Annotated in this window: 21 protein-coding genes; 13 read left to right on the top strand and 8 right to left on the bottom strand. The window is 73.1% G+C overall.

All coding sequences use genetic code 11. The features are described 5' to 3' along the window. Window positions 1-50: 50 nt before the first annotated feature. The 3 genes from ASC58_RS16210 to ASC58_RS16200 are packed head-to-tail and all read left to right on the top strand — an operon-like array spanning window position 51 to window position 2,427. Window positions 51-1,073: a sigma-70 family RNA polymerase sigma factor gene (locus ASC58_RS16210; protein WP_056920025.1), complete on the top strand. Its 1,023-nt coding sequence runs from the start codon at window positions 51-53 to the stop codon at window positions 1,071-1,073. A gap of 5 nt (window positions 1,074-1,078) precedes the next feature. Further along, the gene (locus tag ASC58_RS16205) at window positions 1,079-1,669 is read left to right on the top strand and encodes a TIGR03086 family metal-binding protein (protein WP_056920024.1); all 591 of its coding nucleotides are present in this window, start codon (window positions 1,079-1,081) and stop codon (window positions 1,667-1,669) included. A 56-nt stretch (window positions 1,670-1,725) separates the two neighbouring features. Beyond that, entirely contained in the window at window positions 1,726-2,427 is a 702-nt protein-coding gene (locus ASC58_RS16200) for a hypothetical protein (RefSeq protein ID WP_235529279.1), read from the top strand. Here the strand turns inward: ASC58_RS16200 and valS are convergent. From valS to eccD, 5 genes are all read right to left on the bottom strand, one after another. Then, window positions 2,358-4,979, bottom strand: a complete 2,622-nt coding sequence (valS, locus tag ASC58_RS16195) for a valine--tRNA ligase (protein ID WP_056920023.1) — start codon at window positions 4,977-4,979, stop codon at window positions 2,358-2,360. The genes ASC58_RS16200 and valS overlap by 70 nt on opposite strands. 71 nt (window positions 4,980-5,050) lie before the next feature. Continuing rightward, window positions 5,051-6,268 carry a S8 family serine peptidase gene (locus ASC58_RS16190; RefSeq protein WP_056920022.1) on the bottom strand — a complete coding sequence of 406 codons (1,218 nt, stop codon included), beginning with the start codon at window positions 6,266-6,268 and terminating at the stop codon, window positions 5,051-5,053. Further along, window positions 6,265-7,605 (bottom strand): type VII secretion protein EccB, encoded by a 1,341-nt coding sequence (gene eccB, locus ASC58_RS16185; RefSeq protein ID WP_056920021.1) that lies wholly within the window; start codon window positions 7,603-7,605, stop codon window positions 6,265-6,267. Before eccB ends, ASC58_RS16190 begins: the two co-directional genes overlap by 4 nt. A gap of 154 nt (window positions 7,606-7,759) precedes the next feature. After that, complete coding sequence (locus ASC58_RS16180; protein ID WP_056920020.1) at window positions 7,760-8,593, bottom strand: hypothetical protein; 834 nt, start codon at window positions 8,591-8,593, stop codon at window positions 7,760-7,762. A gap of 202 nt (window positions 8,594-8,795) precedes the next feature. Then, window positions 8,796-10,139 (bottom strand): type VII secretion integral membrane protein EccD, encoded by a 1,344-nt coding sequence (eccD, locus tag ASC58_RS16175; protein ID WP_162246864.1) that lies wholly within the window; start codon window positions 10,137-10,139, stop codon window positions 8,796-8,798. Between the two features lie 216 nt (window positions 10,140-10,355). Between eccD and ASC58_RS21160 the strand changes: the two genes are divergently transcribed. From ASC58_RS21160 to ASC58_RS16140, 8 genes are all read left to right on the top strand, one after another. Next, window positions 10,356-10,655: a WXG100 family type VII secretion target gene (locus ASC58_RS21160; protein ID WP_235529278.1), complete on the top strand. Its 300-nt coding sequence runs from the start codon at window positions 10,356-10,358 to the stop codon at window positions 10,653-10,655. A 3-nt stretch (window positions 10,656-10,658) separates the two neighbouring features. Then, window positions 10,659-10,937 carry a WXG100 family type VII secretion target gene (locus ASC58_RS21155; protein WP_235529277.1) on the top strand — a complete coding sequence of 93 codons (279 nt, stop codon included), beginning with the start codon at window positions 10,659-10,661 and terminating at the stop codon, window positions 10,935-10,937. Between the two features lie 97 nt (window positions 10,938-11,034). Then, window positions 11,035-11,658, top strand: coding sequence for a hypothetical protein (locus ASC58_RS16165; protein ID WP_056920018.1), 624 nt, complete (start codon window positions 11,035-11,037; stop codon window positions 11,656-11,658). 61 nt (window positions 11,659-11,719) lie between these two features. Beyond that, window positions 11,720-13,150, top strand: coding sequence for a S8 family serine peptidase (locus tag ASC58_RS16160; protein ID WP_056920017.1), 1,431 nt, complete (start codon window positions 11,720-11,722; stop codon window positions 13,148-13,150). A 1-nt stretch (window position 13,151) separates the two neighbouring features. Further along, window positions 13,152-14,723 carry a WXG100 family type VII secretion target gene (locus ASC58_RS16155; RefSeq protein WP_056920016.1) on the top strand — a complete coding sequence of 524 codons (1,572 nt, stop codon included), beginning with the start codon at window positions 13,152-13,154 and terminating at the stop codon, window positions 14,721-14,723. A 27-nt stretch (window positions 14,724-14,750) separates the two neighbouring features. Further along, window positions 14,751-15,704 (top strand): hypothetical protein, encoded by a 954-nt coding sequence (locus ASC58_RS16150; RefSeq protein ID WP_056920015.1) that lies wholly within the window; start codon window positions 14,751-14,753, stop codon window positions 15,702-15,704. After that, window positions 15,701-16,447 (top strand): hypothetical protein, encoded by a 747-nt coding sequence (locus ASC58_RS16145; RefSeq protein ID WP_157598549.1) that lies wholly within the window; start codon window positions 15,701-15,703, stop codon window positions 16,445-16,447. Before ASC58_RS16150 ends, ASC58_RS16145 begins: the two co-directional genes overlap by 4 nt. Before the next feature lie 4 nt (window positions 16,448-16,451). Next, on the top strand, window positions 16,452-16,910 hold the full coding sequence (locus ASC58_RS16140; protein ID WP_056917743.1) for a hypothetical protein: 459 nt from the start codon (window positions 16,452-16,454) through the stop codon (window positions 16,908-16,910). Window positions 16,911-16,916: 6 nt separating this feature from the next. Here ASC58_RS16140 and ASC58_RS16135 read toward each other — a convergent pair whose 3' ends face one another. After that, complete coding sequence (locus tag ASC58_RS16135) at window positions 16,917-17,681, bottom strand: hypothetical protein (RefSeq protein WP_157598548.1); 765 nt, start codon at window positions 17,679-17,681, stop codon at window positions 16,917-16,919. Between the two features lie 10 nt (window positions 17,682-17,691). Further along, window positions 17,692-19,227, bottom strand: a complete 1,536-nt coding sequence (locus ASC58_RS16130; RefSeq protein WP_056920012.1) for a hypothetical protein — start codon at window positions 19,225-19,227, stop codon at window positions 17,692-17,694. 225 nt (window positions 19,228-19,452) lie between these two features. On the opposite strand from ASC58_RS16130, the gene eccCa reads away from it, so the two are divergent. Beyond that, window positions 19,453-23,421: a type VII secretion protein EccCa gene (gene eccCa / locus ASC58_RS16125; protein ID WP_056920011.1), complete on the top strand. Its 3,969-nt coding sequence runs from the start codon at window positions 19,453-19,455 to the stop codon at window positions 23,419-23,421. Between the two features lie 37 nt (window positions 23,422-23,458). Next, window positions 23,459-24,220 carry a 1-acyl-sn-glycerol-3-phosphate acyltransferase gene (locus tag ASC58_RS16120; RefSeq protein WP_056917739.1) on the top strand — a complete coding sequence of 254 codons (762 nt, stop codon included), beginning with the start codon at window positions 23,459-23,461 and terminating at the stop codon, window positions 24,218-24,220. Between the two features lie 6 nt (window positions 24,221-24,226). Here the strand turns inward: ASC58_RS16120 and ASC58_RS16115 are convergent, their stop codons facing one another. After that, complete coding sequence (locus tag ASC58_RS16115) at window positions 24,227-24,763, bottom strand: NUDIX hydrolase family protein (RefSeq protein WP_056917738.1); 537 nt, start codon at window positions 24,761-24,763, stop codon at window positions 24,227-24,229. Window positions 24,764-24,795 lie beyond the last annotated feature (32 nt).

Below are 24,795 nucleotides of genomic sequence, written 5' to 3'. Positions count from 1 at the left end.
CTGTGCCTAGGGTGGGGCGAGCACCGCAGTGGCCGACCAGGAGGATCCCGATGACCCAGCTGAGCGACACCCAGGCCGGCACCGAGGTGCCGCAGACCGAGGCGTTCCCGGCGCTCGCCGACGGCTACCGGCGCGAGCTCACCGCCCACTGCTACCGGATGACCGGGTCGATCCACGACGCCGAGGACCTGGTCCAGGAGACCTACCTCCGTGCGTGGCGCGCCTACGGTGGCTTCGAGGGGAGGTCGTCGGTGCGGACGTGGCTCTACCGCATCGCGACGAACGTCTGCCTCACCGCGCTCGAGGGCAAGGACCGCAGGCCGCTGCCGACGGGGCTGGGGGCCCCGGCCAGCGAGCCCGGCGACGCCCTCGCGTCCTCGAACGAGATCTCCTGGCTGGAGCCGGCGCCGGACCCCTTGGTCGCCGGGGAGTCGAGCGACCCGGCGAGCATCGTCGGCCAGCGTGAGAGCATCCGCCTCGCCTTCATCGCCGCCCTCCAGCACCTCCCGGCCCGGCAGCGCGCGGTCCTCATCCTGCGCGACGTCCTGCGCTGGAAGGCCTCCGAGGTGGCAGCAGCCCTCGACACCACCGAGGCCGCCGTGAACAGCGCCCTCCAGCGCGCGCACGCCCAGCTGTCCAAGGCCGACCTCAGCCAGGACACCCTCGACACGACCCTCGACGCCGAGAAGCAGGCGATGCTCGACCGCTACGTGAAGGCGTTCTGGGACAAGGACATCACCGCGATCGTCGGCATGCTCACCGCCGACGCGGTGTGGGAGATGCCTCCGTTCACCGGGTGGTACTCGGGGGCCGAGGCGATCGGCCGGCTCATCGACACCCAGTGCCCCGGCGGGACCAACGACATGCCGATGGTGGCGACGATGGCGAACGGTCAGCCGGCGTTCGGCCTCTACATGCGCCAGCCCGACGGCACGTTCGCCCCGTTCCACCTGCAGGTGCTGACCCTGCGCGGCACGCAGGTGGAGCACGTCGCGGCCTTCTTCGACCTCGAGCTGTTCGCGAAGTTCGGCCTGCCGGCGACGCTGCCGGCCGACCACCTCGTCACCCGCTGACCACCATGTCCTTGCCAGGCTCCTCCCCACCGACCCCGAGCGCCGTCGAGCTGCTGGACCGGGCCGTCGGCTACACCCGCGGCTGCCTGGCCCACGTGACGCCCGAGTCCCTGCACCGGCCAACGCCCTGCGCGCGGTGGTCGTTGCTGGACCTGCTCCTGCACATGGACGACTCGCTGGCAGCGATGGCGGAGGCGGCCCGGTCCTCCTCGTTGGCCCTCGCCCCCGAGCCCGGCCCTGTGGATGCCGGGGCCCTGCTCGCCAGCATCCGGCAGCGGGCCTGCGGGCTCGTCGCCGCCTGGATCCCTCCCGCGGAGCCGATGGTGGTGCTCGGTCCGCTCGAGCTCGCCCGCGAGACGCTCGGTGCGGTCGGGGCGTTGGAGATCACGCTGCACGGCTGGGACGTGGCCACGGCCCTCGGGCTCGACCGGCCCATCCCCTCGACCCTGGCGATGGACCTGTGGCCCTGGGCGAGGGACCACATCACCGACGAAGACCGTCCCAGCCGGTTCGCGCCACCGCCCCAGGTCCCCGACTTCGCACCCCCGGCGACCCTGCTCCTGGCTCAGGCGGGTCGGCGCGCCACCGTGCGCTGAGGTCCGGTCCCCCGGGCGTGGTGGACGGGACCGGGCCGAGCGGACAGGATGGGCCCATGGCCATGGGGTACCGGTTGGGCAGCGGCGACGTGGGACCGGTGCAGCAGAGTCCGGTCACCTGCGGGTCGGCCTGTCTCACCGTGGCCCGGATGCTCGTCAACCCCGCCTTCGCGCGGTGGATCACCACGGGCCAGGAGCCGCGGGGTGACGCCCCTGCGGGCGCGACCGAGAAGGAGCGCTTCGCGGCATACGAGCGGGTGGTCATGGCACGCACCAACCGGTTGTTCGCCGGGGGACGCCGACTGAACCTCCCGTGGCCCCGGGCCCTCGGCACGCCCCCGTGGGGCGCCCGCAAGGAGCTGGAGTTCGGGGCCGCCCGCAAGGGCGCGAGCTACGAGCTGCGGGTGGTGCGCCCGCTCACCACCGCCGGGCTCCGCACCGCCCACGCCAGGTTGCTCGAGGTGGTGGCCGAGGGGGAGCCGGCACTGCTCTACATCGGCAGCACCACCCTGCCCCGGCACGTGACCCTCGTGCTGCCGGGTGATGGCGACCGGGTGCTCGACGTCTACGACCCGGCGACCGGGCAGGTCACCCTGCTCGACGAGGACCGGTTCGCGGGCCGGGCCCTGCGCCTGTCGGGCTGGGACGTCCCGTGGGTCGCCGTCCAGCCCGACGGGCTGCGCAGGGTTCAGGCCTTCGGCTTCTCCACCGGGATGAGCTCGGCGTCCCGGACCTCCGGGGTCTCTGCCTCGGCATAGGTCGGCGTCGCCGTGATGCGGCCGGCGGCGCGCAGGTCGGTCTCGGCGAGCTGGACCCGGGCCACCCACTCCGCGGGGCCGGCGAGGACGAGCGAGGCGACCTCGGCACGCATGCCGACCTTGGCCTCGGACTTGGCCTTCCGGACGCCGGCGAGGGCCTCGCCCACCGCGGTGAGGACGGCCGGGTCGCCACCGGCACCGACGGCCACGTCGTAGGTGGTCGGCCACGCGGCACGGTGGACCGAGCCCTCGTGCCACCAGGACCAGACCTCCTCGGTGACGTAGGGGAGGAACGGCGCGAGCAGCCGCAGCAGCACGTCGAGGGCGATGCGCAGGGCAGCGCGGGCCGACGCAGCGGCCTCGTCGCCCTGGCCGCCGTAGGCGCGGTCCTTGACCAGCTCGAGGTAGTCGTCGCAGAACGTCCAGAAGAACGTCTCGGTCGTCTCGAGCGCGCGGGTGTGGTCCCACGACTCGAACCCGGCCGTCGCCTTGCCCACGACGTCACGCAGCTCCGCGAGCATGGCGACGTCGAGCGGGTTCGTCACTGCCGCAGCAAGATCGCCCTCGACCTCCCCGAAGCTCAGGGCGAACTTGGTGGCGTTGAGGACCTTGATCGCCAGGCGCCTGCCGACCTTCATCTGCCCGGTGTCGTAGGCCGCGTCGGCCCCTAGTCGGCCGCTGGCCGCCCAGTAGCGGACCGCGTCGGCCGAGTGCTCCTTGACGACGTCCTCCGGCGTGACGACGTTGCCCTTGGACTTGCTCATCTTCTTGCGGTCGGGGTCGAGGATCCAGCCCGAGAGCGCGGCGTTGTGCCACGGCACCGAGTCGAACTCGAGGTGCGAGCGGACCATCGTCGAGAACAGCCAGGTCCGGATGATGTCGTGGCCCTGGGGGCGGACGTCCATGGGGAAGACGTCCGCGAACAGCTCCGGGTCGTCGCGCCAGCGACCGGCGATCTGCGGCGTGAGCGACGACGTCGCCCAGGTGTCCATGATGTCGGGGTCGCCGACGAACCCACCGGGCACGCCACGCTGCGACTCGTCGTACCCCGAGGGCGCCTGCGCCGCCGGGTCGACCGGCAGCTCGTCCTCAGAGGGCACCAGGGGCTTGTCGTATACCGGGTCGCCGGCGTCGTCGAGCGGGAACCAGACGGGGATCGGGACGCCGAAGAACCGTTGACGCGAGACGAGCCAGTCGCCGTTGAGACCGCTGACCCAGTTCTCGTACCGGGCGCGCATGAACGCCGGGTGGAACTCGACCTGGCGCCCACGCTCGATGAACTCGGCGTTGAGCTCGCGGTCGCGTCCACCGTTGCGGATGTACCACTGGCGGGAGGTGACGATCTCGAGCGGCTTCTCGCCGCGCTCGTAGAAGTTGGCCTTGCGCTGGGTGGCCTTGGGCTCGCCGTCGAGGTCACCGGACTCGCGCAGCGCGGCCACGATCGCCTCGCGGGCGCTGAAGGTCGTCTTGCCCGCGACGTCGTCGGCGAACAGTGCCTCGCCGGGACCGCCCGCGACCCAGTCGGGGACCTCGGCCTGGATCCGGCCGGAGCGGGTGATGATCGAGCGGGTCGGCAGCTGGAGCTCACGCCACCACAGCACGTCGGTGAGGTCGCCGAAGGTGCAGCACATGGCGATGCCGGCGCCCTTGTCGGGCTCGGCCGCCGGGTGGGCGACGACGGGGATCTCGACCCCGAACAACGGTGACGTGACCGTGGTGCCGAACAGCGCGGCATACCGCTCGTCGTCGGGGTGGGCGATCAGCGCCACCACGGCCGGGATCAGCTCGGGGCGGGTGGTCTCGATGTGGATCGGGCCGTCGGCGCCGTGGAAGGCGACGCGGTGGTAGGCGCCGGGGTAGTCACGGGCCTCGAGCTCGGCCTGGGCCACGGCGGTCTGGAAGGTGACGTCCCACAGGCCGGGAGCCTCGGACTGGTAGGCCTCGCCGCGGGCGAGGTTGCGCAGGAACGCCTGCTGGGCCGTGGCTCGGGAGTGGTCGTCGATGGTGCGGTAGGAGATGTCCCAGTCGAGCGAGAAGCCCATCCGGCGGAACAGGCTCTCGAACGCCTCCTCGTCCTTGACGGTCAGCTCGTCGCACAGCTCGATGAAGTTCTGCCGCGAGATCGGCATCGTGTCGGCGGCCTTGAGGCTCTTGGCGTCACCGCGGTGCGGCGGCTCGAAGTCCGGCGCGTAGGGGAGCGTCGCGTCGCCGCGGACGCCGTAGTAGTTCTGCACGCGCTTCTCGGTGGGCAGGCCGTTGTCGTCCCAGCCGATCGGGTAGAAGACCTCGAACCCGGCCATCCGCTTGTAGCGCGCCATGCAGTCGGTGTGCGTGTAGGAGAACACGTGCCCCATGTGCAGCGAACCCGACGCGGTCGGCGGCGGGGTGTCGATGGAGAAGACCGAGGACCGGCCGCGCTCGTGGGCGGACGCCCGGTCGAACGCGTAGGTGCCCTGCTCGCGCCATACCTGCGACCACGTGTCCTCGAGCCCGTCGATGGAGGGCCGGTCGGGGATGGTGGCAGCGCGGGGCGTGGAGGGTGCGTCGGTCATGGCGTGATCTTCCCATCCCGGCTCGTGCGCTGACCAACCGGTTGCCGCGGGGCAGTGCCCGCCGCGGACCCTCAGGTGGCGGCGCGGCGCCGGCCCGGGCGCAGGGCGCCACCCAGCGCGAGGGCGACCAGTGCACTGACCCCGAGCAGGGACCACCACGTGGCGGCGGTGCGTTCCGGTGCGCGGGGGTCCGACGCCGGGGTGAGGTCGAGCCGGGTGGCCGGCGCGGCGACCACGGGCGGCCTGGTGGCACCCGGTGCGACGGGACCGCTGACGCTCCCGTCGGTCAGCGCGGTGAGGGCCTCGTAGGGCTGGATCAGTCCCCAGCCCGCGGAGTCGTCGCGGGTGTCGCGCTGGTCGCGGGAGGCGGTGGCCTCGAGGCGGTGCTTCCACCCGGCCGGCCCCTCGCCCGGGAACCGTTCGGCGAGCATCGCCGCCGCGGCGCTCACGTATGCCGTCGCGAAGCTGGTCGACTCCGCCTCCTCCTCGAGGAGGCAGTCCCCGGCGGCGTAGAACGTGGTGAGGATGCGGGTGCCCGGTGCCGCGACGTCGACGTGGGGTCCGTGGATCGACCCCTCGCCGACCTGGTCCGCGGTGTCGACCGCGGCGACGGCGACGGCCTGGGGGTAGGCCGCGGGGTAGCGGGGCCCGTCGGACTTGTTCTCCGAGACGTTCCGGTTGCCGGCGGAGGCGACGACGAGCGAGCCCTTCTTCGTGGCGTACGCGACGCTGTCCCGCAACCGGCTGTCGTCCGAGGGGGTGCTCATCGAGACGTTGATGACCTTGGCGCCCTGGTCGGCGGCGTACCGGATGCCGGCCGCGATCCGGTCGGGTCGCGGCCCGACCCCGGCGCTGCGGGACTGTTCGTCGTCGGCGTAGAAGACGCGGACCGGCAGGATGCGTGCGTCGGGGGCGAGCCCGATGACCCCGGACCCCTTGACCGGCCGGGCCGCGATCTGCCCGGCGATGGCCGTGCCGTGGCCGACGGCGTCACCGCGGGCCCCGAGGTCAGGCACGAACGACCTGCCACCGACCAGGACCGGTCCGAGGTGGGCGTTCTTCGCCTCCACGCCGGAGTCGACCACGGCCACCGTGACTCCACGGCCGGTGGCCAGGGTCCAGGCGAAGCGCGCGTTGAGGCGTTGCAGTGCCTGCGGCTCCTCGTTGACATAGGTCGTCTTGTCCTTGTCGCAGCTCGCTGCGGCGGCCGGTGCCGCCGAGGTGGCCACCAGCCCCGCACCGCCGAGCAGGCCGGCGACCACACCGGCGGCCAGCCGGGCGCGGGTCATTTCTTCCCGGTGGTGACGGCCTGCTGGGCCGCCGCCACGCTGAGGGTGGGGCCGGAGCGGAACAGGTCCACCCACGCCTGGGGGACGGGGACGACGTCGGCTGCGGCGTACCCGAGTCGGCCCAGGGTGTCGTCACCGCCGTCGACGCTGTAGGCGGTGGCCGTCGGGTCGACGACGAAGACGGGGCCGCGGTTGACGATGTTGTCGCCGATGGCGCGGACCAGTGCCCCGGACCCGGCAGCCACCTCGGTCACGGTGCCGTCGGTCGCGCGCACGTCCTTCGACGTGCTGAGGGCCGTGGTGGGCAGCGTGCTCGGACCGGACGTGAGCGTCGCGCAGGCCTGCCCGTCGACCGGGGCGGGCAGCTCCTCGGGCCACTGGGACGGCACGATCGACCGGTCGGTGGTCTTGAGGGCGGCGATCTCGGCCGGGGTGACCTGCAGGTCCGCGCCCAGCGCCCGACCGGACCCGATCTGGTAGAGCGCGTAGGCGAACGGTGACAGCAGGGCCAGCTCGCCCGTGGGCGTCACGACGTAGCGACGGGGCGTCTCGCCCGAGTCCTTGACCGCGAGGACCGAGCCGACGACCGCACCCGGAGGGAGGTCGGGCAGGGCCTTGCCCGCCCCGTCCACCCGGAGGGGGCCGAGGGTCGGGCCCTGAGGGAAGAGGCCGGTCCAGGCTGCGGGCGCGGGCACGGGGGTGGCCGCGTCCAGGCGCAGCTGGCGCAGCACTGCCGCCGCGTCCTTGCCGGAGATCGGGAGCCGGTACCGGCCGGTGACGACGAACAGGCCGTCGGCGGTGCGCACCACCGTGGCGCGGCCCGTGGCCGGCGCGCTGGTGGAGCCCGGTCCGACGACCGTCCTGGTGGCACCGTCCTGGGCCAGGCAGGACACCCACCCGGTCCGCGCCAGCCGAGACGGCGGGGTCAGCGAGTCGGGGGCACCGAGGATCCCGATGGTCTGTCCGCGCGGGGTGGTCGCGATCTTGTCGTCGTCGACGGTGACCACGGAGAACGAGCCGGACGGGATGAGCAGTCGCGCGCTGGTCGTGTTGATGACCGGGTAGAGCGTCTTCTTGACGGCGACGTACCGGGCACCGCTCTTCTTGGCGATGACGAGGTGGTTGTCGTCCCAGCCGGTCGGCGGCGGCGGCTTCAGGGCGCCGGCGACCAGGCCCCCCACCCCGAGCAGGACGGTGACCGCGATCCCGCCGACGATGGCGCGCAGCGGGCGCTGAGGCTCGACCTCGCGTCCACCGGGGGCGCCGGCGACGAAGGCGGTGGTCAGCCGACGACGGCTGAAGGCCTGGGCCTCGACCAGATCCTTCTTGGTGGCCACGCCCGTTCCCTGCCTTTCGCGGTGGTTGGTCCGGCTGCGACCACCCTAGGTGCGTGGCCGTGCTGCGTGGGGTCGGGGCCACGAACCCGGCCGGTGTCGGCCCGGACCTGGTGGCCGGGGGCCGGTGGCCGGGCGGGGACGGACCCCACCCGGGTCAGTGGCGGCGGGCGTACCCCGGGGTGAGGCGCCTGCGGGCGGTGAGCAGCAGGGCGCCGCCGAGCAGCAGTCCGCCTGCCAGCGTGGTCATCGAGGGCAGCTCGGCGCCGGTCCTGGCCAGCGCACCCTGGCCGGCGGTGGCGGCCGGCACGGCGGCGTTCTGCTGGGTGCGCGAGCCGAGGGCGTCCAGGTAGGACTGGTCGGCGCACTGCAACCCGGTGCAGTCGCCGGCCCCCACGCTGCCCTCGACGTCGACCGGGGCGGTGCCGAGCGTGCCGGTGGGGGCGCTGGTGCCGCCACCGGTCCCGCCGCCGGTGCCGGTCCCACCACCGGGAGTGCCCGGCGCGGTGCTCGTCGAGCTGGAGGTCGTGGTCGCAGGCCCGCTGGTGGGGGGCTGCGAGGTCGTCGACGGCTCCGACGTCGTGGACGTGCTGCTCGTCGTGCTCGTGGTGGGCAGCGTCGGCAGGGTCGCCGTGGTGCTCGTCGTCGACGTCACGGTGTCGGTCGGCGGGTCGGTCGGGCCGGGGTCGGTCGTGGTCGTCGTGGTGCTGCTCGTCGTCTCGTCGGGGACGGTCGTCGTGGTGGTCTCGCAGAGCTGCGGGAGGATCTCGCAGACCGGCTCCGGCGGGTCGAGCGGCGCGCTGTCGTCGCGGGCGTCGATGCCGCAGGCGGCGGGGCCGGTCCCCGTCAGGTCGACCGAGACGGTCGCGCTGGTGGTCGTCACGCACGGCGTGGCCGTGTCGGCCGAGGCGGACTGCTGGCCCAGGAACATCAGGCCCGATCCGGCGATGACGGCGGTGGTGAGCGCGAGCGAGCGCCAAGTCGATGTCACGGTGTGTCCCCCTGGACGAGTCGAACGTCGTGTGGTCGCCCCGGTGCCGCTGCCCCCCTCATCCCTGGGTGCCGCGCCGGGCCGGTGCGATTCTAGGGGAAATGCCGCGCCACGCGTCAAAATCCCACGAATCCCACCGGATCGCTGCGGGTCTGCTCCGCCCGCGGTGTGGTGCCGCCCGGGAGCGGAGCTGCGGTGCCGTCTAGAACACGTGGGCCGCGGCAGCTGCGAGCGGCAGCAGCGCCACGAGGCAGACGCCGTCGACGGCGTCCGCGACGCGGCCGAGACGGACCCTCGAGCGCGGCGCCACCAGCGCCAGGCCCACGACGACCGCGGCGGCTCCGGCCAGGGCGACACCCAGCAGCGGTCGCCAGGACGGGTGCGCCAGGGCGGCGCTGACCCCGACCACCGACAGGCCGAGGATGCCCACGACCATGGCCACCAGGACGGTGGCGTGGGTGCGGCTGTGGCGGGTGCGCAGCAGGACCGCGGCGAAACCGACGGCACCCAGGACTGGTCCCAGCCAGCCGGTGCGCGCGACGAACGGCGCGGTGAGCAGCGCCACGAGCCCCGCGGCGATCCCGAGGCCGAGCATGAGGTCGTGGCCAGCGACCACCTGGCGGCGGACCGAGCGGCTGTCGACGGCTGGCGCGTCGGCGAAGATCTCCGCGTCCGTGCGAGGCGGGTGGGTCGTCAGCCGGCTCGACGACACGGCGAACCACGGGAACAGGTTCCCGGCGATGATCGCGACCGCGAAGACCACCGCGGCCACGCCGTCCACCGGGAAGCCGCCGTAGGCGACCAGGGCGCCGGCCACGGCCAGGACCAGCCCGACCACGGGGCCGACCAGCACCACCTGACGGTGCTCTCGGACGACCAGCACCCCGAGGGCCCCGACCACGGCGGCGCCGAGTCCGGCGACCATCAGCGGGCGTCCCCACACGGTCCCGTCCAGCGGCACGGCGAAGCCGGCCACGGCGGCATACGCGCTCGCGGCCAGGGCGAGGGCAGCACCGGACACGGACTGGCGGCGGGCCTGGGAAAGGACGGCGGCGGCGATGACGAGCAGGACGGCGACGGCACCGGCCATGCCCACTACGAGCACGCCGTTCGTGCGGGCGGTCACGAGCGCGACGGCGCCCGCGCCGAACAGGGCGACCGCGGCACCGAGGGCCGTCCGCGCAGAGTTCTCGGGCGTCCACGGTGCGAAGGAGGACTCCACGAGGTCGGCGACCGCCTCGACCACGTCGTCGTAGACCTTGAGCTCGACGGGGTCACCGGCCGGCTCCAGGGACAGGACGAACCCGTCCTCGACCCCCTGGGCGGCGAGGCTGCGGTCCGGCTCCACGGTGATCCCGTCGTGCCGCACGAGCCGGAACCCCCTGCTTGCCGTGGCGGGATCGAGCTGCCCCAGCTCGCGGGCCAGCTCGGGCACCAGCTCGGCGACGGGTATGCCGCCCGGCAGACCGAGGTCCGCGCGGCGCGTCCCCGCCGTGACCGACAGCCGGATGAGCGACGTGGTGGTGCCAGAACTGCCAGTGCTCACGGTCACGGGCCCCTCCCGGTGACGACGAAATGTCCTTCGGCCCCGGTGGGGCCAGACGCAGCATAAGGGGGAGTTCTCCCCATGTTGCGCTGTTGCAAACGTTGCTAGTCTCTCAAATCGGACCTCGGGGGATGGTGTTTCGGGGTCCGTCCCATGCGCACGCAGCTGGGATCAGCGCGCCCCCAGGGGGGCCAGAAATGGAAGTTGGGAGGCACCATGCTTGCTGCTGGAGATGGCGTACTCAATAAAGGCGCCGGCATCGTCAGCGACTACCGGGGACAGCTCGACAACGAGCTGAAGTCCCTCGAGGGCCGCTTGCAGGGTCTGCAGAGCCAGTGGAAGGGACAGGGAGCGGCCAGCTTCCAGGCCACCTTCACCCGCTGGAAGGAGGACTCCGCCAAGATCATCGCCGCGTTGTCCACGTTCGAGGAGAACCTGCGCACGACGCAGAACACCTTCACCGAGCGCGACGAGAACGCCGCGACCGCCATGAAGAACAAGTACGGGGGTATGTGAGACATGCTTGTCGACCACGGAGGACTGAGCGCTGCTGCCGGCGACATCGCCCAGGGCGCGTCGAAGATCGAGAACAAGCTCAACGACATGGACCAGGCGCTCTCTCCGCTGAAGAGCGAGTGGGACGGTTCTGCCAAGGAGGCCTACACCCAGGCCAAGCAGAAGTGGACCCAGGCCATCACGGACATGAAGCTCGTCCTGGCCGAGATCGGCAGCGCCGTCGAGACCAGCAACGAGGACTACCGGGACGGCGACAAGAAGTCCGCCGGGCTGTTCCAGTAGGAGCCAGTCGCCACGGTCGTGCCGGAGCCCGCAAGGGGTCCGGCACGTGCCGCGACCACTGGCACCAGGTCCACGACTAGACCCAGGGGGGAATCAGATGGCACTGCCCGACGAAGACCGACAGCAGGCGCAGGGGTACCGCTTCACCAACGGCAAGCTCAAGGCCGACTTCGAGATCATCCGCACGCTCGCGAACAACCGGGGTGCGGCGTGGACCGAGCGCGCCACCGGCAGCCGGTCCAAGGTCGTGGGGACGACCCTGGACGCCGACTCCTTCTCCGGCATCGACTCCTGCAAGGAGTTCGGTTCGGTCTACGCCACGGCCAAGCAGATCTACGAGGACACGCTCAAGGGTGTCGAGCAGGACGTCAAGGACTACCAGGAGAAGCTGCTCCAGGTGGCCACGCACCTCGAGGACAAGGACAACCGCGCCGGCGAGGTGTTCGCCACGCTCGCCGCACCCAAGGCGGCCGAGAACCTGCACAGCACCCAGCGCAACACCCGGGCCAACGAGACGCAGGAGGCCAGGGACGCCGAGAAGGTGCAGGAGCAGGCCCGCAAGGACGCCGTCGACGGCGGCACCGGCCAGGCCGGTGACCAGGGCACCGGACAGGGCACGGACCCGGCAGCCGGCCCCCAGCCCGCCACCGGCACGGACAACGTCATGGGTGCCCCGCCGGCGCCCGACGACGGCGACACGGCCGTCCAGGCCTCCCGCTGAGGCCGCGCACCGACCGACCGACCCACCGCTGTCGCACGAGTCCCGAGGAGGGCACCGTCCCGTGAACCGTCCCACCCGATCCGTCGTGCGGACGTCGTTGGTGGCCGTCGTGGCCGCTGCCCTCGTCGCCCTGCCCGGGCTCGCGGGGGCCGGTTCGCCCCTGGCGTCGTCGGCCGAGGCGGCCAACCCGACGCCGTGGTGGCCAGCGGCGATGGGCTTCGACGACCTCGCGGCGGCCGGCGCGAAGGGCAAGGGCGTGACCGTGGCGGTGATCGACGGGACCATCGACCCGGACGCCGCGGACGTCAAGGGCCGCATCGCCTCGGTGTTCACCCCGTGCACGGCACCGGCGACAGCCGCCGACGCCGACGCCGACCACGCGACGGAGATCGCCCAGGTGATCGTCGGCACGGGTGCGCGCTCCGGTGGCACGCCGGGCGTGCGCGGTATCGCCCCCGAGGTCACCCTGCGCCACTACAGCATCGGCACGGGGGAGAAGAACCTCTGCGGCGTGAAGGACGACGGCGACAAGCGCTCACCCCTGCTCATCGCGATGGAGAAGGCGCTCGCCGACGGGGCGAGGATCGTCAACCTCAGCTTCGGCTCGAGCAGCACCAGCGGCGACGAGAAGCGGGCCATCCTGCTCGCCCAGCACGCGGGCGCGATCGTCGTCGCGGCCACCGGTGACGGGGCCGTGAGCTTCCCCGCGGCATACAACGGCGTCGTCGCGGTGAACGCCTGCGACAGCAAGGCGCAGCTGGATCCCCGGGGCGCCAACGACATCGGGTACGGCATCGCGTTCTGCGCCCCCGGGGTCGGCCTCGTCCTGGGCGAGCACCGGGGCGGGACGTGGGTGGCCCAGGGCAAGCTGGTCGACGGGACGTCGTTCGCCGCGCCCCTGGTCGCCGGCGGCCTGGCGGCCTACTGGTCGAAGTACCCCGGGGCGACCGCGGACCAGGTCCTGCAGGCCGCCCTGAAGAACCCGGGCATGAAGCAGGGCACCAGCAACAGCGGCGCGAAGGGGTGGATCGCGGCCTACCGCAGGGTCGGGTCCGGCTTCCCCAAGATCCAGGACTCGACGAGGACGGGCTTCGGCTGGGGGATCTTCGCCCCCGCTGACGCCGTGCGGGTCGACCCGACGTCCTACCCGGACACCAACCCGTTGCTGCGCACCGCGAACGGCCTCGGCCCGACCGCCGAGGAGGTCGCCTCGGGGGTGCTGGCCGACGATGCCACGTCGTCGCCGTCGTCCACCGCCTCGCCGTCCTCGTCGGCGTCCTCGTCCACGTCTTCGTCCACGAGCTCGGCACCGGCAGGTACCTCCGGCAAGGACGGCTCCGCGACCGCGCAGCCGTCGGGTGACGGCGGCGGGGTCCCGGCCTGGGTGTGGGTCGTCGTGCTGGTGGTCGTGCTCGCCGCAGGAACCGCATTCGTCGTCAGTCGCAAGGGGGCCGCCCGTCCGGCGGCCGCACAACCAGGGGAGGGGAGCTGAGATGGGCGCCAAGGAGGCAGAGCTCAGGAAGATCCAGGCGGCCGCGGGCAACATCGCCGGCCAGGCGCAGCACTGGGAGGACGCTGCGGTCGAGATCGACCAGCTCGTGACGAGCATCAAGAACACCAAGAACGACCTGGCGGTGGACTGGGAGGGCGAGGGAGCCAAGGCGGCCTACACCGCCATGGACACGCTGACCGCCCAGCTGACCGCGCACGCCGCTGCGCTGCGCGAGGTCAAGTCCGCGCTGGTTCAGGCCGACACCGCCGTGTCCGCGGCCCAGACCGCGCTGGCGACGGACGTCGAGACGGTGGACCCCTCTCCGGACCGCCAGGCGTACATGCGCCAGGAGGGGATCGACAGCCCCGGACCGGTGGGGAAGAAGTTCGACCAGGGCGCGTACGACGCGGCCGTCGCCGACCGTGAGGCCCAGCGCGAGGCAGCCGCGGACAAGGCTCTCCGGGCCCTCAAGGTCGACATGGCCAGTGCCACGACCACGTTGCCCGTCGACGCCAAGGACGACTACAGCCGCGGCGGGGGCTCGCTGCCCAGTGGTGGCGGCGGGGGCGGCACGCCCAGCGGTGGCGGCAGTGGCGGCGGGTACTCCGGCGGCAACACCGGTGCGACCCCCACGATCTCGAACGCCGGCTGGGTCGGCTCACCGACGGTGACGGGCTACCAGGGGCTCCCCGGCGACCCGATGGTCCCCCAGATCATCCCCGAGGACGGGACGGGCGGTGGCGGCACCGACGGCACCGGCGGAACCGGCGTGGTCGGCACCGGTTACGACGGGCTCACCAGCGTCGACGGCACGGTGACCGGCTCGGTGCCGGTCGCCGGTGGCCTGCACGGCGCCACCGGCACCAGCGGCCTCGGCGGGTCCGGTTCCGGCTCGGGCGGCCTGGCCGGGACGGCGGGCACGATCGGCATGGTCGCCGGGGGTGCGGGTGGCCTCGGCGGGGCGATCCGCGGCGCCGCGGGGCGCGCCGGCAGCACGCTGTCGGGTGCGGCGAACGCCGCCGGCGGCGCGGCCCGCGGTGCGGGCGCCGGGCGGCTCGGCGGCAGCACCTCGGCCGTGCCCGGTTCCCGGGCCGGGGGCGGCACCAACATCGTCGCGTCAGGCGCCGGCGGTCGTGGCACCGGCATGGTGCCGGGCGGTGGCTCGGGCAGTGCCTCGGGCGCGCGCGGCTCGACCGTGAGCGGCGCCTCCGGGTCGGGCAAGTACGGCGTGCCCCGCCTCGACGGCGCCGGCGCAGGTGGGCGCGCAGGCACCTCCCTGGTGCCCGGCGGTGGTGGCCAGTCCGGCGCGGGCGCCGGTGGTCGCGGCACCTCCGGCGGTCGCTCAGGTGGCTCCGCGGGCTCCGGGACCTCGGGCTCGGGCGGCCGGGCGGGTGTGGCCGCGGGCGCTTCCGGGCGCGGTGGCCAGGGTGGACAGGGCGTCGTGGGGGCCCACGGCGGCGCGGCCCGCGGCGGCAGCTCCGAGCAGGAGCGCAAGGACCGCGAGCTGCTCACCCACGAGGACGAGGAGAACTGGTACGACGACGCGGAGGCGAGCGACTCCGTCTGGGAGTAGTCCGGCACGTCGGCGAAGGGGGAGAGCATGGCACCGAAGATCAAGGTCGAGATCGCCCAGATGGACCTCATCGGGCAGGTCCTGGACCGCCAGCAGGGGCACATGCAGGGGGTGGGGTCGTTCGTCCGCACCAACTGCAGCGCGAACGGCGCCTTCACCGGCGTCCTCGGGCTGCTCGAGGGCCACTACCGGGGCGCGTACGACGCGGGCTCGCAGGGGATGACCAACGGCGCCACCATCGCCCGCGTCGCCTCGGACAAGACCGCCGCCACCCGCGCCGACTTCATCGCCCGCGACCGGGCCGCCCACGAGCGGATCGCCGCGAAGCAGGGGGTCGACGCGCCGTACGAGGCGCCGCGGGGCGGCACCGTCCGGCCGGGGGCACCGATCGGACCGGGCAGCCGCGGTGGGTCGGGTCCGTTCGGGTTCCTCGACCAGCTCTCGTTCCTCAAGGGCAGCAAGGACGTCGTCAGCACGACGGACACCCTGACCAAGCCGCTGCGCCAGAACCCCAAGGACCTGTGGCGGGTTCACGAGCGCGCCGACGACCTCGCGGACCGCACCGACCCGAAGTACTGGGTGCAGCGTGGCCTGACCAAGCAGGTCAACGCCCTGCGCCAGAAGCTCGACGGGATGTCGCCGACCGAGCGGGGCACCTACCTGCGCAACCGCCAGCGCGACGCGTATGCAGGCGGGCAGGACTGGGCGCGGGACCACGTCCCGGGGCGGCAGGACGAGGACGGGTCACGCAGCCCGGCGGCAGGAGCCCTGAGCAACCCCGACTCCGAGCTGGTGGGCAAGGGCGCCAAGGCGCTGCAGGCGCCCGGGGCCGTGCTCAGCGAGACCCAGGGCGTCCTCGACGCCGGCCACCGCCTCGCCGACACCCTCGGCCAGACCGGCCGCACCGACGACGCCGTCGACGGCCCGGCCAACACCGAGGCGATCCGCTGGGCGAACAAGGACAAGGGGGGCACGTGGTGAGCGTCTACGAGAAGGTCGACCCGTCCGGCTACGACCAGTGCCTGGCCGTCGCACCCGACGACGACTTCATCGAGGAGTTCGAGTCGAGCTGCGGCTTCCTCATCGGCCACCTGCTGGGGTTCTGCCGACAGGCGTTCGGCACCGACCCGTTGGTGGAGCTCGTCAAGCCGCTGTGCGGCGACTGGGGCCTGATGGGTGTCGCCAAGCAGGGCTGGGCGGACGCCGGCCAGATGTGCAAGGGCGTCGGCGAGAACTTCACCGAGCTCGACGTCAACACCGTCGACGTCTGGGACGGCGAGGCCGCGGAGGCCTTCCGTTCGCGGATGGTGCAGCTCGGGCAGAACTACGCCACGTATGCCGAGGGGTGCGACCTCATCGGCGAGCTCACCGGGAGCCTGATCGAGGTGGCCAAGTCCGCGGCCCTCGGCATCGCGACGCTGGTGTCGTTCATCAGCGACATCCTCGAACGGCTCATCATCGAGGCGTCCGTCCCCGTGGTGGGCTGGCTCGTCGGGGCGGCTGACATCGCGATCCACATCAAGAGCTTCTGGGACCGGTTCGACAAGGCCGTCAAGCTGATCCGCCGCGTCCTGGACACCATCGACCGCTTCATCGACGCGATCTACGCGGTCGTCAACATCATGCACGTCATCAAGCTCACCCTGAACGGCATCTCCGGCGGCCTCGCGGCCTACAACGGGTCCCGGATGGACGAGGCCGCGCAGAACCAGTTCGGGGTGTGAGCGCATGAGCGACGCGGACCGGTCCATCGCCCAGGTGCGGGCCCTGCTCGGGGAGATGCGCGGCATCCGGGCCGACATCGACCGCCAGACCCGGGAGGCGATCGCGGAGCACGAGAAGTACCTCAGCACGGTCGAGGACAAGGACGAGGACCGCGCGAAGAAGGCGCGCTCGGGTGAGCTCGGACCCGACTGGCAGCGGTTGCAGCGCCGGATCGACCTGGGGGAGACGAGCCTGACGGCCATCGTGCACGGCCTCGACGACTCGGTCCCGGCCGAGAACGTCCGGCGCACGGCTGCCGAGAACGTGCGCGAGGTGGCCCGGGTCCAGGCTGAGGAGCTCGGCAGCCGCGAGGAGTCCGCCCAGGAGCTGCAGGTCTCGTTCACCGCGGCCCAGCAGCACCTGCGCGAGATGCACGCCCAGATGGAGCAGATCGCGGCCAAGCCGCTGCCCCGCGTGGACTGAGGGCGGCTAGGCGGCGGCCCGTCGCCTCCGACGTCGCCGGCCGGGGCGCCTGCGGTCGTCGACCGCCTGGACCTGGCTGCGGTGCCGCGTCAGGGCCGACGCGCTGACCAGCTCGAGCACGACGAGGGTGGCGGCGGTCACCGGTCCCCAGACGGCGGTGTCCGGACGAGCGGCGGAGTCGCGGTACCCGATCGGCTGGATCAGCGGCACGACGAGCCCGGTCGGGTCGGTGACCAGCTCGTAGTGTTCGCCGGTGCTGATGCGGGCGAAGGAGTACTCGTTGGTCCGGCGCTGCCCGATCGTGGACCAGGCGACCGTCTTCGGTCCCTGACCGCCGGCCGGACGGACCTCGACGCGGCTCGCGCCGTTCAGCAACCGGTCCACGCGGGTCACCTCGACCTGTCCGGTCGGGCGCATGACGTCGGTGGTCCACCAGCGTGCCCCGGCGTGCTGGAGGAAGAAGGTGCAGAACGGCACCAGCACGAACAGTCCGCACAGGACGGGGAACGGGATCCGCGACGAGACCTGGAGCAGCACGGCCCAGAAGAGGACGGCGGCGATGCCGGTCAGGAGCGGGTTGATCGCGCCGGGCGTCGCGTTGCCATCGCCAACCCTGGGGTGCCACGACCACCAGATCGCGAGCAGGAGGGCGAGGTGCGCCACGACGACGAGCAGGATCCTGGCCCAGAGCCGCATGCCGGCGTCCGTGGTGTCCCTGGCGTGCGGGGCGTCAGAGGTGGCTGCTGCGCGGCCGGCGTCTGCTGCGGTCACGGTCGTTCGGTCAGCTCGCGGCGATCCGGGCCATGGTCTCGAACCCTCCCGCGGCCAGCGCCGCCGCGGGCAGGCTCAGGACGACGGCCAGTCCCTCCAGCATGTCGGCGAGGCGCGAGAGCCGGGTCGAGTGCCACCCGCGCCCGAGGGCGACGGCAGCCGCGACGGCGACCAGGCCGAGCGCGACGGCGGTGCACGCCAGGGCCACCCCGATGCCCACCCCGACGAGCCGGCCCGCGGCATACGTGCCGAGGAGGGCGGCGAGGGCGGAGGTGGTGAGCAGCGCGTAGCGGGGGAGGCGGTCCCGCACCGTGCGGGACTGGAACCCGAGGGCGACCGTGATGCTGGCGCAGAGGCCGACCGTGCCCCACGTGGACCAGCCCGAGCGCCCCGGGGTCGCCACGACCACGACCAGGGCCACGGGGGCGAGCAGGCACCCCCACGCCGTGCCGGCGGCGACGGTCTCGCGGGCGGCGTGGAACCCCGTGTCGACCTCGGCGACGCGCAGCCGACGGAACCGGCGTCGACGTTGCTCGCGCGCGGTCCAGATGGTCGTCGACAGCCGGTCGACGTCGACCAGCTGCTCGTCGGGCACCTCGAAGCCCAAGGACGGCAGCAGCCGGACGGCACCGGGGACCAGCCCGGCGACCACGGCGGCGACGGCGAACGCCGGCCAGTCCAGCAGGACCCCCACGACGGCGAGGCCCCCCACCACGGCGAGGGCCGTCATCGCCGCGCGGGAGGCGCGGTCGAGGGGCCCGCCGGTGATCCGGGCGACCCCGGCGAGCGCGGTCGCCACCGTGCAGGCCGCGATCAGGGAGATGCGGCCGGCGCTGGGGGTCGCGGCCACGGGCAGGGACAGCCCTGCCGCGAATCCCAGCAGCGGCGCGGCGAGGCGCGAGAGGCGGGCCGCCGACGACGCGGCGTGGTCGGTCGCCAGGGCGAGCCCTGACAGGAGCAGGAGGGCGGCGGCAGCGCCGGCCACGAGGGGGTCGGGCGTCGCGTGGGCCCGGAACACCCCGGGGGCCAGCACGGTGACGGCCGCCACGGCGAGCCCGGCGCCGACCCAGCGCAGCAGCGTCGCCGTCGCCACGGGGACCGGCGACGTGGTGCGCACGACCGGTGCTGCCAGCCCCGCGTCGTCCACCGGTGCCGGCACGGCGAGGTCGTCGCGGCGGCGGGTCGCCTCGGCCAGCGCGCGTCGCGACACGGTGGCCTCCGACGCCTCGACCTGGCGGCCACCCTGGCCCTCGGGCGAGCGGGCACCACCGGCGACGGGGGACCGGTCGAAGTTGAGGACGTCGCGGGTCACCTCGTGGGTGGTCGCCCGGATGACGGTGAGCAGGGTGCCCTCCGGCACCGCGTCACCGAGCACCTCACCGAGGGCGATGACGCGCCCCGCAGGGGTGGCCACGGCATACGGGCTGTTGCGCGGGGCGATGCCGAGCGCGGCCAGGAGGTCGCCCACCTGGGCGTTGGCCGGGGCGACGAGGTCGTAGCGGCGGTCGTCGGCGAGCAGCGAGATGCGGTGCGAGTCCTCGCTCAACGCGGCACCTCCCCCTCTGCGAACCTGCTCCGGCGTCCGGACCACCGTGCCGTCGAGCTCCCGCCGGGAACCCTACAGCCTGTTTGTCCGGGAAGGACGAGACTGCACCGTTCGTCCACCACCACGCGATAGGTTGGCACCGCTGTGGGCGGACGCCTGCCGACCCGGGGGAGGCAGCGACGTCCGGCGGGACGGGCACGAACGCCGAGGAGGGCGCACACCACCATGTCAGTGACCTTGCGACGGGGACCTCGAGAAGAGGCGCCCGAGGTGCCGTCGGGCCGGATCGTCCTGCAGCCGCCGCCGGAGATCACGCCGAGCGAGGGCGTGAGCGGCCTGCTGCTCAACGCGGTGCCGATGCTCGGCAGCGTCGGCTCCATCGCGTTCGTGGCGCTGTCCTCGCCGGGGGTCAAGGGCTACATCGCCGGTGGCATGTTCCTCGTCGCCTCGCTCGGGTTCGTCGGGGTCAACGGGTACCGCCAGCGCCAGCAGCACACCGCAGGGGTGATCGAGGCCCGCCGCGAGTACCTCGCCTACCTCGGCGAGGTGCGCCAGACCGTCCGCGAGGCCGCCAACCGCCAACGGGCCGCAGCCCTCTGGAACAACCCGGCCCCCGAGGCGCTCGCCGCCCTCTGCGAGGAGCGCACCCGCGTCTGGGAACGCTCCGCCAGCGACGACGACTTCCTGCGGGTCCGGTTCGGTCGCACCAACCAGCCGCTGTGCATCACCCTGGAGGCGCCGGAGACCGCGCCGATGGCCCAGCTCGACCCCGTGGCCGCCTCGGCGCTGCACCGCCTGCTCGCCACCCACCGGGTGCAGCCGGACCTGCCCGCCTCGGTGTCGTTGTCCTACTTCTCGCGCATCGAGGTCACCGGCGACGCCGAACCCACGCGTGCCCTCGCCCGTGCCCTGGTCGCCGCCGCAGCGGCCCAGCACGCCCCCGACCAGCTCCAGATCGCCATCGTCTCCGGGGCCGACGCGCTGCCCGAGTGGGAGTGGGTCAAGTGGCTCCCGCACGCCCACAGCCAGCGTGAGCGGGACGGCGTCGGTCCGGCCCGGATGCTCGCGACGTCGTTGTCCGACCTCGAGCCGATGCTGCCCGCCGACCTCGCCGACCGGCCGCGGTTCGGCCCGGCCGAGCAGCCGACCATGCCGCACGTGCTCATCGTCGTCGACGGCGGCGAGGTGCCCCCGGGCAACGCGATCGTCACCGACGACGGGGTCATGGGCGTGACCGTGCTGCACCTGCCGGAGCGGTGGGACGAGCTGACCCAGGAGGGGCGGATGCGGCTCGCCCTCGGCAACGCGCAGCGCTCGGGTCCCTACGCCGGCCGGGTGCCGATGCAGATCATCACCCTCACCTCCGACCCCGCCCAGGGGTACGCCGACCAGCTCTCGCTGGTGCAGGCCGAGGCGGCCGCCCGCCGCCTCGCCCCCCTGTATGCCGGTGCCGAGCCCGAGCGGCGCGACGCCATGACCAGCTCCACCGAGCTCGTCGACCTGCTCGGCCTCGGCGACGTCCGCGACTACGACCCGGAGGCTGCCTGGCGGCCCCGCCTGCAGCGTGACCGGCTCCGCGTGCCGATCGGCCTGGGCTCCAACGGACAGGTCGTCTCGCTCGACATCAAGGAGTCCGCCCAGCAGGGCATGGGCCCGCACGGCCTGGTGATCGGTGCCACGGGTTCGGGCAAGTCCGAGGTGCTGCGCACCCTGGTGCTGGCGCTCGCCATGACGCACTCGTCGGAGTCCCTGAACTTCGTCCTGGTCGACTTCAAGGGTGGTGCGACGTTCGCGGGCATGGCGGACATGCCGCACGTCTCGGCCGTGATCACCAACCTCGGGCAGGAGCTGAGCCTGGTCGACCGCATGCAGGACGCCCTGCACGGTGAGATGGTCCGCCGCCAGGAGCTGCTGCGGTCGGCGGGCAACTTCGCCAACGTCACCGACTACGAGAAGGCCCGGGCCGCCGGCGCCGACCTCGAACCGCTGCCGGCGCTGGTCATCGTGGCCGACGAGTTCAGCGAGCTGCTCAACGCCCGGCCCGAGTTCGTCGAGCTCTTCGTGGCGATCGGACGGTTGGGGCGCTCGTTGTCGATGCACCTGCTGCTCGCGTCGCAGCGGCTGGAGGAGGGGCGCCTGCGCGGGCTCGAGTCGCACCTGTCCTACCGCCTCGGCCTGCGCACCTTCTCGGCGCAGGAGTCCCGCACCGTCATCGGCGTCCCCGATGCGTACGAGCTGCCCGCCGTCCCGGGCCTGGGGTATCTCAAGCCCGACCAGACGACGCTGGTCAAGTTCAAGGCCGCCTACGTCTCGGGCCCTCCGCCGGCCCGCCGCCGCGTGGCCAGCGACCGCACGGGCGCGACCAACGACATCGTGCCGTTCTCGGCCGCCCCGGTGCTGCGCCTCAACGACGCCCCGGAGCCCGTGGTCGTCGACTCCGGTCCGAAGGAGGACCGCGCGACGTTCGACATCGCGGTCGCCAAGATGCGCGGCAAGGGTCGTCCGGCGCACCAGGTCTGGCTGCCGCCGCTGGACGTGCCCGACTCCCTCGACACCCTGCTCGGCGACCTCGACGTCGACCCGCAGCTCGGCCTGGTGTCGCGTCGCTGGCGTGACGCCGGTTCGCTGGTCGTCCCGCTCGGCATCGTCGACCGGCCGCTCGAGCAGCGCCGCGACGTGATGAGCGTGGCGCTCGGTGGTGCCGCGGGCCACGTGGCGATCGTCGGTGGACCCCGCAGCGGCAAGAGCACCCTCGCGCGCACCCTCGTCGCGTCCCTGGCGCTGACGACGACGCCGCAGGAGACCCAGTTCTACGTCCTCGACTTCGGCGGCGGCACCTTCTCGCCGCTGGCCCGGCTCGCCCACGTCGCCGGCGTCGCCAGCCGCAACGAGCCCGACGTGGTCCGCCGGACGCTGGCCGAGGTCCGCGGCATCGTCGACCGCCGCGAGGCCTACTTCCGCGCTCAGGGCATCGACTCCATCGAGACCTACCGGCGCCGCCGCGCCGAGGGGCGCGCCGACGACGGGTTCGGCGACGTGTTCCTCGTCGTCGACGGCTGGCCCACGATCCGGGCCGAGTTCGACGAGCTGGAGATGCAGATCCAGGAGCTCGCCGGCCGTGGCCTCACGTTCGGCCTGCACCTGGCGGCGACCACCAACCGCTGGATGGACTTCCGCAGCGCGGTCAAGGACGTCTTCGGCACCCGGCTCGAGCTGCGCCTCGGTGACCCGAGCGACTCCGAGATCGACCGGAAGGTCGCGGCCAACGTGCCCAAGGGTCGTCCGGGCCGCGGGGTCGAGGCCACCCGTCACCACTTCCTCGCAGGGGTCCCGCGCATCGACGGCAGCGGCGACGCGGGCAGCCTCGGCGCCGGGGTCGACGACCTCGTCGAGCGCGTCAACGCCGCGTGGCAGGGGCCGACCGGTCCCAAGCTGCGGCTGCTGCCCGACGAGATCAGCCTCGACCGCGTCCGCGAGATGGCCGGTCCCGACGACCGCCGGATCCTGCTCGGCATCGACGAGAGCAACCTCGCGCCGATCGGGCTCGACGTGGCCGAGGAGCCGCACCTCTACCTGTTCGGTGACAGCGACTCCGGCAAGACCGGCATGCTGCGCACCGTCGCGCACGAGGTGATGCGCCTCTACACCCCCGAGCAGGCCCAGATCTTCGCGGTGGACTACCGGCGTTCGCTGCTCGGCGAGATCCCTGACGAGTACCTGCGGGACTACTTCACCACCGAGGAGCAGGCGCTCGAGAACATCCCCGAGCTGGCGGCATACCTGCGCTCCCGCCTGCCCGGACCGGACGTGACCCCGGAGCAGCTGCGCAACCGCACCTGGTGGTCCGGCGCCGAGGTCTTCGTCCTGGTGGACGACTACGACCTCGTCGTGACCTCGGCCGGCAGCCCGCTCGCGGCGCTGGCGCCGTTGCTGGCCCAGGCCGGTGACGTGGGCCTGCACCTGGTCGTCACCCGACGGTCCGGTGGCGCCGGGCGCGCGTCGTACGAGCAGGTCATGCAGACCCTGCGCGACCTCGCCTCGCCGGGGCTGCTGCTGTCCGGCAACCCGGATGAGGGACCCCTCATCGGCAACATCAAGGCCGTGCCGGCGGTGCCCGGTCGCGGTCGCCTGGTGTCCCGCGAGTCGGGCAACAACGTCATCCAGCTGGCCTGGACCCCGTCCCGGCACGGGTAGGTCGGTGGGTGGCGCGCGAGACCCCTAGTGTTGGCGCATGGAACCTGTCTACAGCAGCGTGATCGGGGTGGCCCGCACCCTCTTCGCGGCCCAGGGCCTGAAGATCCACATGCGCGGCCTGGAGAACGTGCCGCGCTCGGGTGGGGCCGTGATGGCCATCAACCACACCGGCTACTTCGACTTCACGTACGCCGGGCTGGTGGGCGTCAAGGTCGGTCGCCTCGTGCGGTTCATGGCGAAGAAGTCGATCTGGTCCAACCCGGTGGCAGGTCCGCTCATGACCGGGATGCACCACATCCCCGTGGACCGCGAGGCCGGGACCGAGTCGTTCGCTGCGGCCCTCAAGGCGCTGCGGGCCGGTGAGGTCGTGGGGGTGTTCCCCGAGGCGACCATCTCCCGGTCGTACGAGCTCAAGGACTTCAAGTCGGGGGCCGCCCGGCTCGCGCAGGACGCCGGGGTTCCCCTGCTGCCCGTGACGATCTGGGGCTCGCAGCGGGTCTGGACCAAGGGGCAGCCGAAGCGGATGGGGCGGCACGGGTTCCCCCTGCTCATCTCCGTGGGCGCCCCGATCACCGTCGCCCCGGGCGAGGACGTCACGGAGGTGACGGCCCGGATGAAGGCGGCCATGCAGGCCCTGCTCGACACCGACCAGGCCGTCTACCCGGCGTGGCCCGATGCCGAGAAGCACCTGCTGCCGCCGCGGCTCGGCGGCACCGCCCCGACGCTGGCCGAGGCCGACGAGCTGGACCGCGTGGAGCGGGCCGAGCGGGTCCGCGCGATGCGGCGCAAGAAGGCCTGACGAGCCTCAGACGGCGTGGCCGAGATGGCCGAGCGCCTGGCGCAGCAGCACCCCGTGGCCGTTGTCCATGTCGGCCAGCAGCGCCGGGTCCATCGCCTCCTGGGGCGTGAGCCAGGCCAGGTCCAGCGCGTCCTGCTGCGGCTGGCAGTCGCCCGCCACCGGGACGACGAACGCCAGCGACACGGCGTGCTGGCGCGGGTCGTGGAACGGCGTCACGCCGGGCGTGGGGAAGTACTCCGCCACGGTGAACGGCTGTGGGCTGGCCGGGATCTGCGGCAGCGCCATCGGGCCGAGGTCCTTCTCCAGGTGCCGGACGAGCGCGTCGCGCACCCGCTCGTGGTAGAGCACGCGGCCCGACACGAGCTCGCGGTTGATCTCGCCGTCCGAGGCCCGCAGCAGCAGGCCCACCGCCGTGAGGACCCCGCGGTCGTCGACCCGCACCGGCACGGCGTCCACGTAGAGGATCGGCAGCCGCTCGCGGGCGGCGTCGAGCTCCTCGCGGGACAGCCAGGACTCATTGCGGTCGAGTTCGAGGGGGCTCATGCCTCGTTTCTACCAGCCGGGTCGCAGCGGGG

This window comes from Phycicoccus sp. Root101, assembly GCF_001426245.1.
In the GTDB taxonomy this organism is placed as follows: Bacteria; Actinomycetota; Actinomycetes; order Actinomycetales; family Dermatophilaceae; genus Pedococcus.
The sequence above is the reverse complement of the archived record's forward strand: the minus strand, read 5'-3'. Positions and strand labels throughout refer to the sequence as shown.

Excerpts from the sequence above, each read along its gene's own strand:
- ASC58_RS16210 (WP_056920025.1), top strand. The coding sequence starts at position 51 with ATGACCCAGCTGAGCGACACCCAGGCCGGCACCGAGGTGCCGCAGACC.
- ASC58_RS16205 (WP_056920024.1), top strand. The coding sequence starts at position 1,079 with ATGTCCTTGCCAGGCTCCTCCCCACCGACCCCGAGCGCCGTCGAGCTG.
- ASC58_RS16200 (WP_235529279.1), top strand. The coding sequence starts at position 1,726 with ATGGCCATGGGGTACCGGTTGGGCAGCGGCGACGTGGGACCGGTGCAG.
- valS (WP_056920023.1), bottom strand. The coding sequence starts at position 4,979 with ATGACCGACGCACCCTCCACGCCCCGCGCTGCCACCATCCCCGACCGG.
- ASC58_RS16190 (WP_056920022.1), bottom strand. The coding sequence starts at position 6,268 with ATGACCCGCGCCCGGCTGGCCGCCGGTGTGGTCGCCGGCCTGCTCGGC.
- ASC58_RS21160 (WP_235529278.1), top strand. The coding sequence starts at position 10,356 with ATGCTTGCTGCTGGAGATGGCGTACTCAATAAAGGCGCCGGCATCGTC.
- ASC58_RS21155 (WP_235529277.1), top strand. The coding sequence starts at position 10,659 with ATGCTTGTCGACCACGGAGGACTGAGCGCTGCTGCCGGCGACATCGCC.
- ASC58_RS16165 (WP_056920018.1), top strand. The coding sequence starts at position 11,035 with ATGGCACTGCCCGACGAAGACCGACAGCAGGCGCAGGGGTACCGCTTC.
- ASC58_RS16155 (WP_056920016.1), top strand. The coding sequence starts at position 13,152 with ATGGGCGCCAAGGAGGCAGAGCTCAGGAAGATCCAGGCGGCCGCGGGC.
- ASC58_RS16150 (WP_056920015.1), top strand. The coding sequence starts at position 14,751 with ATGGCACCGAAGATCAAGGTCGAGATCGCCCAGATGGACCTCATCGGG.
- ASC58_RS16140 (WP_056917743.1), top strand. The coding sequence starts at position 16,452 with ATGAGCGACGCGGACCGGTCCATCGCCCAGGTGCGGGCCCTGCTCGGG.
- eccCa (WP_056920011.1), top strand. The coding sequence starts at position 19,453 with ATGTCAGTGACCTTGCGACGGGGACCTCGAGAAGAGGCGCCCGAGGTG.
- ASC58_RS16120 (WP_056917739.1), top strand. The coding sequence starts at position 23,459 with ATGGAACCTGTCTACAGCAGCGTGATCGGGGTGGCCCGCACCCTCTTC.
- ASC58_RS16115 (WP_056917738.1), bottom strand. The coding sequence starts at position 24,763 with ATGAGCCCCCTCGAACTCGACCGCAATGAGTCCTGGCTGTCCCGCGAG.